Origin of the sequence: Streptomyces sp. NPDC051636 (genome assembly GCF_044453765.1) — a bacterium.
In the GTDB taxonomy this organism is placed as follows: Bacteria; Actinomycetota; Actinomycetes; order Streptomycetales; family Streptomycetaceae; genus Streptomyces.
Map to the genome: position 1 here is coordinate 51,468 of NZ_JBITDA010000030.1, position 13,589 is coordinate 65,056.

At 69.2% G+C, this 13,589-nt stretch carries 15 protein-coding genes; all 15 read left to right on the forward strand.

Annotated features, from left to right (window positions below):
• Positions 1 to 465 carry a hypothetical protein gene (locus ACIBBH_RS35640; protein ID WP_399411974.1) on the forward strand — a complete coding sequence of 155 codons (465 nt, stop codon included), beginning with the start codon at positions 1 to 3 and terminating at the stop codon, positions 463 to 465.
• 12 nt (positions 466 to 477) lie between these two features.
• Complete coding sequence (locus ACIBBH_RS35645) at positions 478 to 1,314, forward strand: NAD(P)H-binding protein (protein ID WP_399411976.1); 837 nt, start codon at positions 478 to 480, stop codon at positions 1,312 to 1,314.
• Between the two features lie 259 nt (positions 1,315 to 1,573).
• Positions 1,574 to 3,049 (forward strand): FAD-dependent monooxygenase, encoded by a 1,476-nt coding sequence (locus ACIBBH_RS35650; protein ID WP_399411978.1) that lies wholly within the window; start codon positions 1,574 to 1,576, stop codon positions 3,047 to 3,049.
• A 50-nt stretch (positions 3,050 to 3,099) separates the two neighbouring features.
• On the forward strand, positions 3,100 to 3,426 hold the full coding sequence (locus tag ACIBBH_RS35655) for a TcmI family type II polyketide cyclase (RefSeq protein WP_399411980.1): 327 nt from the start codon (positions 3,100 to 3,102) through the stop codon (positions 3,424 to 3,426).
• Complete coding sequence (locus ACIBBH_RS35660; protein ID WP_399411982.1) at positions 3,423 to 4,691, forward strand: beta-ketoacyl-[acyl-carrier-protein] synthase family protein; 1,269 nt, start codon at positions 3,423 to 3,425, stop codon at positions 4,689 to 4,691. Before ACIBBH_RS35655 ends, ACIBBH_RS35660 begins: the two co-directional genes overlap by 4 nt.
• On the forward strand, positions 4,688 to 5,902 hold the full coding sequence (locus ACIBBH_RS35665; protein WP_399411984.1) for a ketosynthase chain-length factor: 1,215 nt from the start codon (positions 4,688 to 4,690) through the stop codon (positions 5,900 to 5,902). The genes ACIBBH_RS35660 and ACIBBH_RS35665 overlap by 4 nt, the downstream gene beginning before the upstream one ends.
• A gap of 51 nt (positions 5,903 to 5,953) precedes the next feature.
• On the forward strand, positions 5,954 to 6,223 hold the full coding sequence (locus ACIBBH_RS35670) for an acyl carrier protein (protein ID WP_399411986.1): 270 nt from the start codon (positions 5,954 to 5,956) through the stop codon (positions 6,221 to 6,223).
• 17 nt (positions 6,224 to 6,240) lie between these two features.
• The gene (gene fabG / locus ACIBBH_RS35675) at positions 6,241 to 7,026 is read left to right on the forward strand and encodes a 3-oxoacyl-ACP reductase FabG (RefSeq protein ID WP_399411988.1); all 786 of its coding nucleotides are present in this window, start codon (positions 6,241 to 6,243) and stop codon (positions 7,024 to 7,026) included.
• Positions 7,027 to 7,052: 26 nt separating this feature from the next.
• Entirely contained in the window at positions 7,053 to 8,000 is a 948-nt protein-coding gene (locus ACIBBH_RS35680; RefSeq protein WP_399411990.1) for an aromatase/cyclase, read from the forward strand.
• A 5-nt stretch (positions 8,001 to 8,005) separates the two neighbouring features.
• Positions 8,006 to 9,496 carry an FAD-dependent monooxygenase gene (locus ACIBBH_RS35685; protein ID WP_399411992.1) on the forward strand — a complete coding sequence of 497 codons (1,491 nt, stop codon included), beginning with the start codon at positions 8,006 to 8,008 and terminating at the stop codon, positions 9,494 to 9,496.
• A gap of 73 nt (positions 9,497 to 9,569) precedes the next feature.
• A complete protein-coding gene (locus tag ACIBBH_RS35690; RefSeq protein WP_399411994.1) occupies positions 9,570 to 10,334 on the forward strand; it encodes an SDR family oxidoreductase in 765 nt (254 codons plus the stop codon).
• 122 nt (positions 10,335 to 10,456) lie between these two features.
• Complete coding sequence (locus ACIBBH_RS35695) at positions 10,457 to 11,026, forward strand: NADPH-dependent FMN reductase (RefSeq protein WP_399411996.1); 570 nt, start codon at positions 10,457 to 10,459, stop codon at positions 11,024 to 11,026.
• Positions 11,027 to 11,078: 52 nt separating this feature from the next.
• The gene (locus ACIBBH_RS35700; protein WP_399412039.1) at positions 11,079 to 11,747 is read left to right on the forward strand and encodes a 4'-phosphopantetheinyl transferase family protein; all 669 of its coding nucleotides are present in this window, start codon (positions 11,079 to 11,081) and stop codon (positions 11,745 to 11,747) included.
• The gene (locus ACIBBH_RS35705) at positions 11,740 to 13,329 is read left to right on the forward strand and encodes an acyl-CoA carboxylase subunit beta (protein ID WP_399411998.1); all 1,590 of its coding nucleotides are present in this window, start codon (positions 11,740 to 11,742) and stop codon (positions 13,327 to 13,329) included. Before ACIBBH_RS35700 ends, ACIBBH_RS35705 begins: the two co-directional genes overlap by 8 nt.
• 11 nt (positions 13,330 to 13,340) lie before the next feature.
• Positions 13,341 to 13,556 (forward strand): acyl-CoA carboxylase subunit epsilon, encoded by a 216-nt coding sequence (locus tag ACIBBH_RS35710; protein WP_399412000.1) that lies wholly within the window; start codon positions 13,341 to 13,343, stop codon positions 13,554 to 13,556.
• The last annotated feature ends 33 nt before the right edge of the window (positions 13,557 to 13,589 follow it).

Consider the following 13,589-nt stretch of genomic DNA (forward strand, 5'->3'; position numbering starts at 1 on the left):
ATGGAGTTCACCGATGCCCAGCTTGCCGAGCAACCGGTCGGCTACTGGACCGGGGCCGTCCGGACGGCGGTTGTCCAGTACATCAACGACAGGCTGGGGGAACTCGGTCTGACGCAGCCGCATTGGTGGGCGATCTACCAGCTGGGGGAGAGCCGCCGGCGGTTGACTCGCGATGAGCTGCTGACGCTGATCTCGCAGCAGCGGCCGTACGTGGATGTCTCCATGCTGGAGCCGGCCATCGACGATCTGCTCGGCTCTCAGCAGTTCGGTGTGGACGAAGCGGGACGGCTGGGCCTCACCGAGGCCGGCACCACCCTGCGGGACCGGGTACTCGTCCTGCTGCCCGAAGTGCGCGCGCGGATCCATGACGGTGTCAGCGAGGAGGACTACGTCTTCGTTGTCAAGGTGCTGCGGCGCATGCTCAGCAACATCGGCGGCGACACGGGCTTCGATCAGGCGGGATGAGGACGAGGCTGTATGACGATTCTGGTGACGGGAGTCCGTGGGAACGTCGGGAGCCGGGTGGCCCGAAAGCTCGTTGCCGCCGGCCTCCCGGTCAGGGGTACGGCGCGTGACCTGGCGTCGCCCGGACTGCCGGACGGCGTTGAGGTCGTGCACGCCGAACTGACCCGGCCGCAGACGCTCCAGGGCGCGCTCAAGGGCGTCGAGAAGGTGTTCCTGTACACCGTTCCCCAGGGCATCGACGGCTTCATCGACGCTGCCCGCGCTGCGGATGTCCGGCACGTGGTGCTGCTCTCGTCGATCGCCGTGACCTGGGCGGACCGGGACCGGAGCCCGATTGCCCGGATGCACCTCGGTGTTGAGGGGCCGCTCCGGGAGTCGGGGATCGGCTGGACGTTCATCCGGCCCGAGGCTCTCGCCATCAACGCGCTGGCCTGGGCGGCGGAGATCAGGGCTGATGGCGTCGTGCGCTGCCCCTATCCGGGCTCGTACACGGTCCCGATCCACGAGGAGGACATCGCCGATGTGGTGGTCAGGGTGCTCACCACAGACGGCCACCGATCTGCCGCCTACTCGCTGACCGGCCCGCAGACGCTGACCCAGCAGGATCAGGTGACGCTCATCGGGGAGGCGCTGGGCCGCGCTGTGCGGTGCGAGAGGATCCCGGTGGATGCGGCCCGAGCGGCGATGGAGGGCATCTATCCGGCCGATGTGGTGGAGACCATTCTGGCCGGTCAAGCGATGACCGACGGTCGGCCGGCCGCGGTGCTGGACACGGTCGAAGCCGTGACCGGCCGCCCCGCGCGGACGTTCGCGACCTGGGCGGCCGACCATGCCGCCGACTTCCGCTGACGGCAGGCCGGCGCGAATTTAGTGCGGACTGACGTCGACCTAGCGAAAGCTTAGAGAGTTCTCGCTTGTACTTATCCGCGCCCCCGAAGAAGCTGTTCATCAGCGTCCGCTGACGTGATTCCAGAGGCGTTCCGAATTTCGGCCGCTGGTGGGGGCCAACTGCCTGCGATGTCGTCCCTGAATTCCTGGTTCATGGCGATTCCGCATGCCCGCCGCCACCCGGGGACCTCGCTTGCTCGAACGATGGAAGGAAATGGGAATGGACGCGCAGGTCATAGTCGTAGGCGCCGGCCCCGCGGGGCTCATGCTCGCCGGTGAACTGCGACTCGCGGGAGTCGAGGTCGTCGTTCTCGAACGCCTGGCGGAACCCACCGGAGAGTCTCGCGGTCTCGGCTTCACGGCGCGCACCCTGGAGGTGTTCGACCAGCGCGGGCTGCTGTCCAGACTGGGTGACATCGAGATCACCGACTTGGGCCACTTCGGCGGACTGCCCGTGGACTTCAGCATTCTCGGCCCAGCGCACTCCGGCGGTGTCAAGGGTGTTCCCCAGGCGGTCACCGAGACCATGCTCGAGAAGTGGGTGGTCGAGCTCGGGGCGGACCTTCGCCGCGGCCACGAGCTGCTCTCCTTCGCCGACGAGGGCGAGTACGTCGAGGTCGAGGTCGGCTCCCCCGACGGTCCTCGGCGGCTGCGCGCGGCCTATCTCGTGGGCTGCGACGGCGGGCGGAGCACCGTCCGCAAGGCCGCGGGATTCGACTTCCCCGGTACCGACTCCACCATGGAGATGTTCCTGGCGGATGTGCGGGACTGCGACATCACCCCGCGCATGATCGGCGAGACCGTGCCCGGCGGGATGGTCATGGCCGGCCCGCTGGGGAACGGCCTGCACCGGATCATCGTGTGTGAGCGCGGGACCCCGCCGCGCCGGCGAGTCGAGCCGCCCTCCTGGGAAGAGGTCTCCTCGGCCTGGCAGCGGCTGACCGGCCAGGACATCAGCGGCGGCACCCCGGTCTGGACCAGCGCGTTCGGAAACGCTGCCCGGCTGGTGACGCAGTACCGTCGCGGACGCGTGCTGCTCGCCGGTGACGCCGCACACATCCACCTGCCCGCCGGTGGCCAGGGCATGAACACCAGCATCCAGGACTCCGTCAACCTCGGCTGGAAGCTCGCGGCGACGGTGAACGGAACCGCCCCCGAGGGTCTCCTGGACACCTACCACGCAGAGCGGCACCCGGTCGGTCGCCGACTGCTGATGAACACCCAGGCACAGGGCCTGCTGTTCCTCAGCGGAGCGGAGATGCAGCCGCTGCGGGACGTGATGAGCGAGCTGATCGCTTTCGACAACGTCAGTCGCCACCTGGCCGGGATGGTCAGCGGGCTGTCGATCAGGTATGAACTCGGCGACGGGGACCACCCGCTGCTGGGCCTTCGGATCCCCCACGTAGACCTGGTCGGCGAGTCTGGCAGGACCAGCACGACCGAGCTGCTCCACCCGGCACGAGGCGTCCTGCTGGACCTCGCCGACGACGCCGCCCTGCGGGCCGCAGCCGAACCGTGGTCGGACCGGGTGGACGTCGTCACGGCGGTCGTGCACGGGCCGGCGGACCGGAACCCGCTCGCATCGACCGGCGCGATCCTTGTCCGCCCCGATGGCCATATCGCGTGGACCGCCCCCGGATCTGTTCCGCCGGCCGAGGCACTGGCCCGGTCCTTCGGCGCTCCACGTTCGCGTTGACGAGCCTCAGCCCCGGCAACGCATCGGGGCCCAGCCAAGGAGACAACACTATGCACAGCACCCTGATCGTGGCTCGGATGAGCCCCGGCGACGGCAACGACGTCGCCCGGCTCTTCTCGGAATTCGACGCCACTGACATGCCCCACCTGATGGGCACTCGCCGCCGCCAGCTGTTCTCGTACCGGGGCCTGTACTTCCACCTGCAGGACTTCGACACCGAGGCCGGTAGTGAGGCGATCGAGGCGGCCAAGTCGCATCCGTCGTTCGTACAGATCAGTGCCGACCTCAAGCCCTTCATCCAGGCCTACGACCCCGACACCTGGCGCTCTCCGGCGGACGCGATGGCACAGCGCTTCTACCACTGGAGCGCGCAGTGAGGCGACGGGTCGTCATCACCGGCATCGGTGTCATGGCACCGGGCGGTATTGGCGTCAAGAATTTCTGGAGTCTGCTGAGCGAGGGTCGGACCGCCACCCGGGGGATCACCTTCTTCGATCCCGCTCCGTTCCGGTCCCGGGTCGCTGCGGAGATCGATTTCCACCCGGAGGATCACGGACTGACGCCGCAGGAGGTCCGCCGAATGGACCGGGCCGCGCAGCTCGTGGTGGCCGCCACGCGTGAGGCGGTGGCCGGCAGCGGGCTCGATCTGGCCGCTATGGACCCCCATCGGACCGGCGTCACCATCGGCAGCGCTGTCGGCGCGACCACGGGGCTCGACCAGGAGTACCGGGTCGTCAGCGACGACGGCCGGCTGGAGCTGGTCGACCACCGGTACGCGGTGCCACACCTGTACGGGCACTTCGTCCCCAGCTCCTTTGCCACCGAGGTCGCATGGGCGACCGGGGCGGAGGGGCCGAGTACGGTGGTCTCCACCGGCTGCACGTCCGGGCTGGACGCTGTCGGCCACGCCGTGGAACTGATCCGCGAGAACAGTGCCGACGTGATGATCGCCGGCGCGACGGATGCGCCCATCTCCCCGATCACGATGGCCTGCTTCGACGCGATCAAGGCCACCACGCCGTACAACGACGAACCCGGGCAGGCTTCCCGGCCCTTCGATCGGACCCGCAACGGGTTCGTCCTCGGCGAGGGTGCTGCGGTTCTCGTTCTGGAGGAACTCGGCCGGGCACAGCGGCGTGGGGCGCACATCTACGCGGAGATCGGCGGATACGCCTCCCGGTGCAACGCCTTCCACATGACGGGGCTGCGTCCCGATGGACTGGAGATGGCCGAGGCCATCAGGGCCACCCTGGACGAGGCCCGGTTGAACCCCTCGGACATCGACTACATCAACGCCCACGGATCCGGCACCAAGCAGAACGACCGACACGAGTCCGCGGCTTTCAAGCGCAGCCTCGGTGAGCACGCCTACCGCACTCCGGTCAGTTCGATCAAATCGATGATCGGGCACTCGCTCGGCGCCATCGGATCCCTCGAGATCGCGGCCTGCGCACTGGCCATGGCGGAGAACGTGATTCCCCCGACCGCCAACCTGCACAACCCCGACCCCGAGTGCGATCTCGACTACGTGCCGATATCCGCCCGGGAAGCGCAACTCGACCAAGTGCTCAGCGTCGGCAGCGGCTTCGGCGGCTTCCAGAGCGCCATGGTGCTCACCCGTCCCGAGAGGAATACGGCATGACCGCGTCCGCCGTCGTCACCGGACTCGGCATCGCCGCCCCCAACGGGCTGGGGGCGGCGGACTACTGGGCCGCCACCCGGGCGGGCCGCAGCGGCATCGGCCAGGTGACCCGATTCGACCCGACCACATATCCCGCCCGCCTGGCGGGCGAGGTGCCGGGATTCGTCGCAGCCGACCACCTGCCCGGTCGGCTGCTCCCCCAGACCGATCACATGACCCGGCTCGCCCTGGTGAGCGCCGACTGGGCCCTCCTGGACGCCGGGATCCGGCCGGACGATCTCCCGGAGTTCGCCGCGGGGGTGGTCACCGCGAGTTCGGCGGGTGGTTTCGAGTTCGGCCAGAACGAGCTGCGGGCGCTGTGGAGCAAGGGCAGCCAGTACGTCAGCGCATACCAGTCCTTCGCATGGTTCTACGCCGTCAACACCGGTCAGATATCGATCCGGCACGGACTGCGCGGGCCCAGCGGGGTTCTGGTCAGTGACCAGGCCGGAGGGCTGGACGCGATCGCGCAGGCACGGCGCCAGATCCGGCGCGGCAGCCAGGTGATCGTTTCCGGCGGCGTCGAAGCCGCCATCTGCCCCTGGGGCTGGGTGGCGCAGTTGACCAGTGGGCGGTTGAGCACCGACGACGACCCGGCCACGGCCTACCGGCCGTTCGACGCCGGGGCGAGTGGCCATGTGGCGGGCGAGGGCGGCGCGCTGCTCGTCCTGGAGGACGCACGGGCGGCCCGCGCACGCGGTGCCCGGGTCTACGGCCGGATCGCCGGTTACGGCACCACGTTCGACCCCAGGCCCGGAAGCGGCCGCGAGCCGGGACTGCGCCGAGCCATCGAGATCGCGCTCCGGGACGCCGAGCTGACACCTGGCGACATCGACGTGGTCTTCGCGGATGCCGCCGCAGTTCCCGAACTCGACGACATCGAGGCCCGGGCCCTCACGGAGGTCTTCGGTCCCCGGGGCGTACCGGTCACCGCGCCGAAGTCGATGACCGGGCGCCTGAACTCTGGGGCCGGCCCGCTGGACGTGGCAGCCGCGCTGCTGGCCATCCGGGACGGTGCGATCCCGCCGACCATCAACGTCTCGCCCCGCGCCGACTACGACCTCGACCTGGTCACCGGGGAGGAGCGGGTGACACCGCTGCGCTCGGCCCTGGTCGTGGCGCGCGGGTTCGGCGGCTTCAACTCGGCGCTGGTGGTAACGGACGCGCACTGAAGGACCGGACCTCATGACGTACCCAATGACATTCAGGAAGGACCCAAGGACATGCCGAGCACCGAGTTCACCATCGATGACCTGAGGCGCATCCTCCGCGAGGGCGCGGGGACCGAAGAGGGGGTCGACCTCGACGCGGACATCCTCGACACCGCGTTCGAGGAGCTGGGCTATGAATCACTCGCGCTGCTGGAGACGTGCGGCCGGATCGAGCGCGAGTACGGAGTCACGCTGGACGACGACGCGCTGGCCGAGGCCCGGACGCCGCGTGCCCTGCTCGGGCTCGTCCACGGCCACCTCGTGACCGCTCACGCCGGCTGATCGACACAGGAGAAGACATGCCTCAGCAAGAGCAGCGGGTGGCCCTGGTCACCGGTGCCACCAGTGGAATCGGTCTCGCCGTGGTGCGGACCCTCGCGGCCCAGGGACACCGGGTGTTCCTCTGCGCACGCAGCGCGGAGAACGTGAAGACCACCGTCGAGGAACTGCTCGCGGAGGGCCTGGACGTCGACGGGACCAGCTGCGACGTGCGGTCGACCGAGGAGGTCAAGGCCTTCGTGGCTGCCGCCGTCGCACGCTTCGGCCCGGTGGACGTACTGGTCAACAATGCCGGTCGCAGCGGCGGCGGGGTGACCGCGGAGCTGACCGACGACCTGTGGGCCGACGTGATCAACACCAACCTCAACAGTGTGTTCCTGGTGACGCGCGAGGTGCTCACCGCCGGTGGCATGCGCGAGAAGGCGAGCGGACGAATCATCAACATCGCCTCCACAGCGGGCAAGCAGGGCGTCGTCCTGGGTGCGCCGTACTCGGCGTCCAAGCACGGCGTCGTCGGCTTCACGAAGGCGCTCGGCAATGAGCTGGGGCCCACCGGCATCACCGTCAACGCGGTCTGCCCCGGCTATGTCGAGACCCCCATGGCGGAGCGTGTCCGGCAGGGGTACGCGACCGCGCTCGAGATGTCCGAGGCAGCCGTCCTCGAAAAGTTCCAGGCCAAGATACCGCTCGGTCGTTACTCGACCCCCGAGGAGGTGGCCGGGCTGGTGGGCTATCTGGCCTCGGACACCGCCGCCTCGATCACTGCGCAGGCACTCAATGTCTGCGGAGGGCTTGGCAACTACTGAGCGGCACCCGAGCGCAAGGAGGCACCATGTCCGACCGAGAAATCAGCCGGGTGGAACACACCATCGAGGTGGACGCGCCGGCATCCGAGATCTACCGCCTGCTCGCGGAGGTCGAGAACTGGCCGCGGCTCTTCCACCCGACCATCCATGTGGAGCACGTCGAGCGAGGTGAGCACACCGAGCGGATCCGGATCTGGGCCACGGCCAACGGCGAGGCCAAGAGCTGGACGTCCCGCAGGCAGCTCCATCCCGAGGAGCTGCGCATCGACTTCCGTCAGGAGGTCTCCGCTCCGCCGGTGGCCGCCATGGGTGGAGCGTGGATCATCGAGCCGGTGTCCGACCGCACCTGCCGGGTCCGACTGCTGCACGATTATCGGGCTGTGGACGACGAAGCGGAGGGCCTCGCCTGGATCGACCAGGCGGTGGACCGCAACAGCCGGTCCGAGCTGGCCGCGTTGAAGGTCAATGCCGAGCTGGTGGTCGGCTCCTCGGAAGACCTGCTGCTGTCCTTCCAGGACTCGGTGCGGATCGACGGATCGGCCAAGGATGTCTACGACTTCCTGGACCAGGCGAACCACTGGACCGAGCGGTTGCCTCACGTGGCCAAGGTCGAGCTGACCGAGGACACCCCCGGGCTGCAGCTGCTGACGATGGAGACGCGGGCCAAGGACGGCTCCACACACACCACCTCCTCGGTGCGCGTCTGCTTCCCCCACCAGCGGATTGTCTACAAGCAGACCGTCGTCCCCGCGTTGATGACCCTGCACACCGGCTACTGGCTGCTGGAGGAGGATGGCGAGGGCGTCATCGCGACCTCCCAGCACACGGTGGTCATCAATACCGAGAACATTCCCGCGATCCTTGGTGACAAGGCCGGCGTCGCGGACGCCCGGCAGTACGTGCAGGGTGCGCTGAGCGCCAACAGCCGGGCCACCCTTGGACACGCCAAGGACTACGCCGAGCGTCGGGTCTGACCGTCATGTCCGAGTCGCAGACAGACGTCCTGGTCGTCGGGGCCGGGCCGGTCGGACTGATGCTCGCCGGTGAGCTGCGGCTCGGCGGGGCTCAGGTGATCGTGGCCGAGCGGCTGCTCGCGCCGACCACGGAATCCCGGGCGTCCACCCTGCACGCCCGCACCATGGAGATCGTCGAGCAACGAGGTCTGATGCCGGAGTTGGGTGAGGTGGCCCGCGACGACACAGGGCACTTCGGCGGCATCCCGCTCCCCCTCGGCGGGCAGCCGAGCCGGTACGCCGGGCTGTGGAAGGTCCCGCAGACCAGGATGGAGGAGATCCTTGGCGTGTGGGCCGCAGGCCTGGGGGCCGAGGTGCGCCGCGGCTGGGAGCTGACCGGTCTTGACGAGGACGGTGACGCCGTAACCGCCGTCCTGCGCCACCAGGACGGCTCGCAGACCCGGCTGCGGGCTCGGTACGTGGTCGGATGCGACGGAGAGAAGAGCACTCTCAGGAGGCTGGCCGGGTTCGAGTTCGTCGGGACCGCCGCCGGCCGGGAACTGCTCCGAGCCGATGTAGCGGGCATTGACGTGCCCAACAGGAGGTTCCAGCGGCTGCCGAGGGGGCTCGCCATCGCGGCGCGCCGTCCGGACGGCGTCACGCGCGTGATGGTGCACGAGTTCGGCCGGCCCGCGGTGTCTCGCCGCGCGGAACCGGACTTCGGCGAAGTGGCCGGTGCCTGGGCGCGCATCACAGGTGAGGACATCAGCCGGGGCACGCCCGTGTGGATCAACTCATTCGGTGACGCCAGCCGTCAGGTGACGCAGTACCGGCGCGGCCGTGTGCTGCTGGCCGGTGACGCCGCGCACGAGCAGATGCCCGTTGGCGGTCAGGCCCTCAACCTCGGCCTGCAGGACGCGGTGAACCTGGGCTGGAAGCTGGCGGCGACGATTCGCGGCTGGGCACCTGCGGGCCTCCTCGACAGCTACCACGAGGAGCGGCACCTGGTCGGCTCCCAGGTGCTGTCGGACATAGCGGCCCAGGCCACGCTGCTGCTCGGCGGGCCCGAAGTGGAGGCGATCCGCTCCGTCATGAGCGGTCTGCTCGGGCTCGAAGCGGTGCGCGACCGCTTGGGCGCGGGGATCAGCGGGGTCGGGATCCGGTATCCGATGGAGGATGCCGATCACCCGCTTCTGGGAGCACGGCTGCCGCACTCCGAACTGATCACCGAGGCAGGCGCATCCACCACCGGCGCGCTGCTGCGCTCCGGGCGGGGACTTCTGCTCGACCTGGCGCCCGAGTCGTCCGGCCACGCAGCCCTGCGGACCGTCGCGCAGGGCTGGGCCGACCGGGTGTGCGTGGTGGCGGCGCAACCGCTACCGGGTGACACCGCGGTGGCGGCCCGCGCCGTCCTGGTCCGCCCCGACGGGCACGTGGTGTGGGCCGACAGCGGCGAGCAGCGACTGCGGGACGCGATGACCCGCTGGTTCGGCCTCCCCCAGCCCACTCGACGGTGACATCCCCCTTTTCGGCCGGGCTCCCGTGCGCTGCGCACGAGGTCGCCGGCCTCATTCGATGAGGAGAACTCCTGTGAAGCGACTTGCCGGCAAGACCGCCCTGGTGACGGGTTCGAGCCGTGGCATCGGCCGTGCGACGGCGATGCGGCTCGCCCGTGACGGGGCGACCGTCGCCGTGCACTATGCGAGCAACGCCGACGCGGCCAGGGAGACGCTTTCCGCCATCGAGGCGGAAGGGGGACGGGCTTTCCCGGTCCAGGCGGAACTGGGTGTGCCCGGCGATGTCGACACCCTCTTCCAGGGCCTGACGGCAGGACTGCGCGAGTTCACCGGGAAGGAGGAGCTGGACATCCTGGTGAACAACGCCGGTGTGATGGGCGGGGTCAAGCCCGAGGACCTCACTCCCGAGATCTTCGACCGCCTGATCGCGGTCAACGCCAAGGCGCCGCTCTTCCTGACCCAGCGCATTCTGACGGTCATGCCGGATGGCGGACGCATCATCAACGTCGGCACCGGTCTGCTGCGTTACGCCAATCCCGACGAGGTCGCCTACGCCATGAGCAAGGGCGCGCTCGACCAGATCAGCCTGCACCTCGCCCGGCTTCTGGGCCCGCGGAACATCACGGTCAACACCGTGTCGCCCGGCATCACCAACAACGGCAGCCCGGTCTTCGAGATTCCGGAGGCCCGCGAGTTCATGGCCAACATGAACGCCTTCAAGCGGATTGCCGAACCCGAGGACGTCGGCGACGTCGTGGCCTTCCTCGCCTCCGACGACGCGCGCTGGATCACCGGCACGTTCATCGACGCCAGCGGCGGCACGCTGCTCGGCGGCTGAGAAGCCGGACGGACCCCCGGCACGTACGGGCCGACCGGACGAGGTCGGCCCGGACATCCCGTGCGGACGCACTCCCCGCGGCCGCGCGTCCTTGTCCCTCCTCGCCTCGTGATGGGAGAGCCATGTCACCAGCACGTCTCCGCCTTGCCGTCGTCCTCGGAAGCACTCGTGAGGGGCGCCTGTGTCCGACGATCGCGTCCTGGTTCGCGCGGCAGGCCCTCCAGGTCGACGCGTTCGACGTCGACGTCGTCGATCCGGCCGGCCTGGACATTCCAGTGGCGCTGTCGCCGCAGCCGCCTGCGCAGGTGCAGGCACTCGGAGAGCGGCTGGAGGCGGCCGACGCCTTCGTGATCGTCACGCCTGAGTACAACCACAGTTTTCCGGCACCCCTGAAGTCCCTCATTGACTGGCACTACGTCCAGTGGCGGGCCAAGCCGGTGGGATTCGTCTCCTACGGGGGGTTGGCCGGGGGCCTGCGGGCAGTGGAGCAGCTTCGACCTGTCTTCGCCGAGTTGCATGCCACGACGGTCCGGGACACCGTCAGCTTCCACAACGCCGCCGACCTGTTCGACGATGCCGGCGAGCCCCAGGAGCCGGTCGGCTGCACCGCTGCCGCCAAGGTCATGCTCGATCAACTCGCTTGGTGGGGAGCTGCGTTGCAGCAGGCTCGGCGGGAACACCCGTATCGGTAATGATCCGATGACAGTGCCGACCATGCCTTGCCTGCCACCGGCTTGCGCATCGATGGAGAGAGTGGACCTCTGGCTGGTGCGGCCCGAATACCTCTCGGACCGCGACGGCCTTGTCGCGCTCGACGAGAACGAGAGGCGCCGGGCCGACTCCTTCCGGCGGCCCGCGGACCGCGCGCTCTACGTCTCGGCGCATCTGGCACTGCGCCGCCTGCTTGCGGCACACCTCGGCAGCACCCCGCAAGAGGTGCGCCTCGTTCGGGAGCAAGGCGGCAGGCCGACTCTCACCGGTGATCCACCGCCCATTCACTTCTCGCTCTCCCACAGCGCCGGGCTCGCGCTGCTGGGTATGGCGCCCGTGCCGATCGGGGTGGACGTCCAGCGGATACCTTCGCTGTCCACCGTCGATCTCTGCAGCCCGCGCTTCCACCCCGCGGAGCAGGCGGAGTTGGCGGCCCTGCCGCAGTCCGCCAAGGCGAGGTACTTCACCTGGCTGTGGACGCGCAAGGAGGCCTACCTGAAAGGGATCGGCGTCGGTCTGCGACGTTCGCTGGCCGCCGACTACCTGGGGGCGGGTGGACCCGCAGCTCCGGCTGGTCCGGCGGGCTGGACGGTGGCGGACGCGCCGTGTGAAGACCGTTATGTGGCGTCTGTGGCTGTACTGACCAAGGCCCCGCTGCCTGTCACCCTGCGCCGGTTTCCAAGGAGTGTCGACCATGACTGATGTCTCACCCCCCACCGTGATTTCCACGTCCGGGACTTCGCGCCATCGGGTGTCGGAGTTGCGTCAGCTGCGTGAGCAGGTTCTGCGCGGCCCCGGCGAGAAGGCCACCGAGGCGCAGCACTCCAAGGGGAAGTTGACGGCGCGTGAGCGTATCGAGCTGTTGCTGGACGCGGGTTCGTTCCACGAGGTGGAGCCGCTTCGCCGGCACAGGGCCACGGGGTTCGGGCTGGAAGGGAAGAAGCCGCACACCGATGGTGTGATCGTCGGGTGGGGCACGGTGCACGGGCGGACCGTGTTCACGTACGCGCACGACTTCCGGATCTTCGGGGGTGCGCTGGGTGAGGCGCACGCGCAGAAGATCCACAAGATCATGGACATGGCGATCGCGGCGGGTGCGCCGCTGGTCTCCCTGAACGACGGCGCCGGGGCCCGGATCCAGGAGGGCGTCACCGCGCTGGCCGGCTACGGCGGCATCTTCCAGCGCAACTCCCGCGCCTCCGGGGTGATCCCGCAGATCTCCGTGATGCTCGGCCCGTGCGCGGGCGGCGCGGCGTACAGCCCGGCGCTCACCGACTTCGTGTTCATGGTCCGTGAGACCTCGCAGATGTTCATCACCGGCCCCGACGTGGTGCAGGCGGTGACCGGCGAGAAGATCAGCCAGAACGGGCTGGGCGGCGCGGACGTGCACTCCGCGGTCTCCGGGGTGTCGCACTTTGCCTACGACGACGAGCAGTCCTGCATCGAGGAGGTCCGCTTCCTGTTGTCGATGCTGCCGCAGAACAACCGCGAGATGCCCCCCGCCACCCCCGGTGACGACCCAGTGGAGCGGCGCGGGGAGGTCCTGCTGGACCTGGTCCCCGCCGACGGCAACCGCCCCTACGACATGCGCAAGGTCATCGAGGAGATCGTCGACCACGGCGAGTTCCTGGAGGTCCACGAGCGCTGGGCCACCAACGTCATCGTCGCCCTGGCCCGCATCGACGGCCACGTGGTGGGCCTGATCGCCAACCAGCCGCAGTCCCTGGCCGGTGTTCTGGACATCAACGCCAGTGAGAAGGCCGCCCGCTTCGTACAGATGTGCGACGCGTTCAACATCCCGCTGGTCACCATGCTCGACGTGCCCGGCTTCCTGCCCGGCGTCGACCAGGAACACGATGGCATCATCCGCCACGGCGCCAAACTGCTCTACGCGTACTGCAACGCCACCGTCCCGCGCATCCAGCTGATCCTGCGCAAGGCCTACGGCGGCGCCTACATCGTCATGGACTCCCGCTCCATCGGCGCGGACCTTTCCTTCGCCTGGCCCACCAACGAGATCGCGGTGATGGGCGCCGAGGGCGCGGCCAACGTCATCTTCCGCCGCGACATCAACGGCGCCGAGGACCCCGAGGCGATGCGCGCGCAGAAGATCAAGGAGTACAAGACCGAGCTGATGCACCCGTACTACGCGGCCGAACGCGGCCTGGTCGACGACGTCATCGACCCCGCCGACACCCGCCCCGTCCTCGCCGCGGCCCTGGCCATGCTCCGCACCAAGCACGCCGACCTGCCCAGCCGCAAGCACGGCAACCCACCGATGTAGGGAGGGCCTTGATGGCCGACATCATGCTCAACGCCATCCGAGTGGAGAGAGGACAGCCCGGACCCGAAGAGCTTGCGGTGATCACCGCCGTCCTCCTCGCCCGGGTCCGCAACGCCGGCCCCGACCGGGCGGCGGACGGTGGCGGCCACCGCGAAACGGCCCGCTGGCGTCGTCCGGAACGTGTCAACGGCTTCCAGTGCCCCCGCAGTTGGCAGACGGCTTTCTAGCCGCGCAGCCCGCCCGCCCCTTGTCCCTGAGGA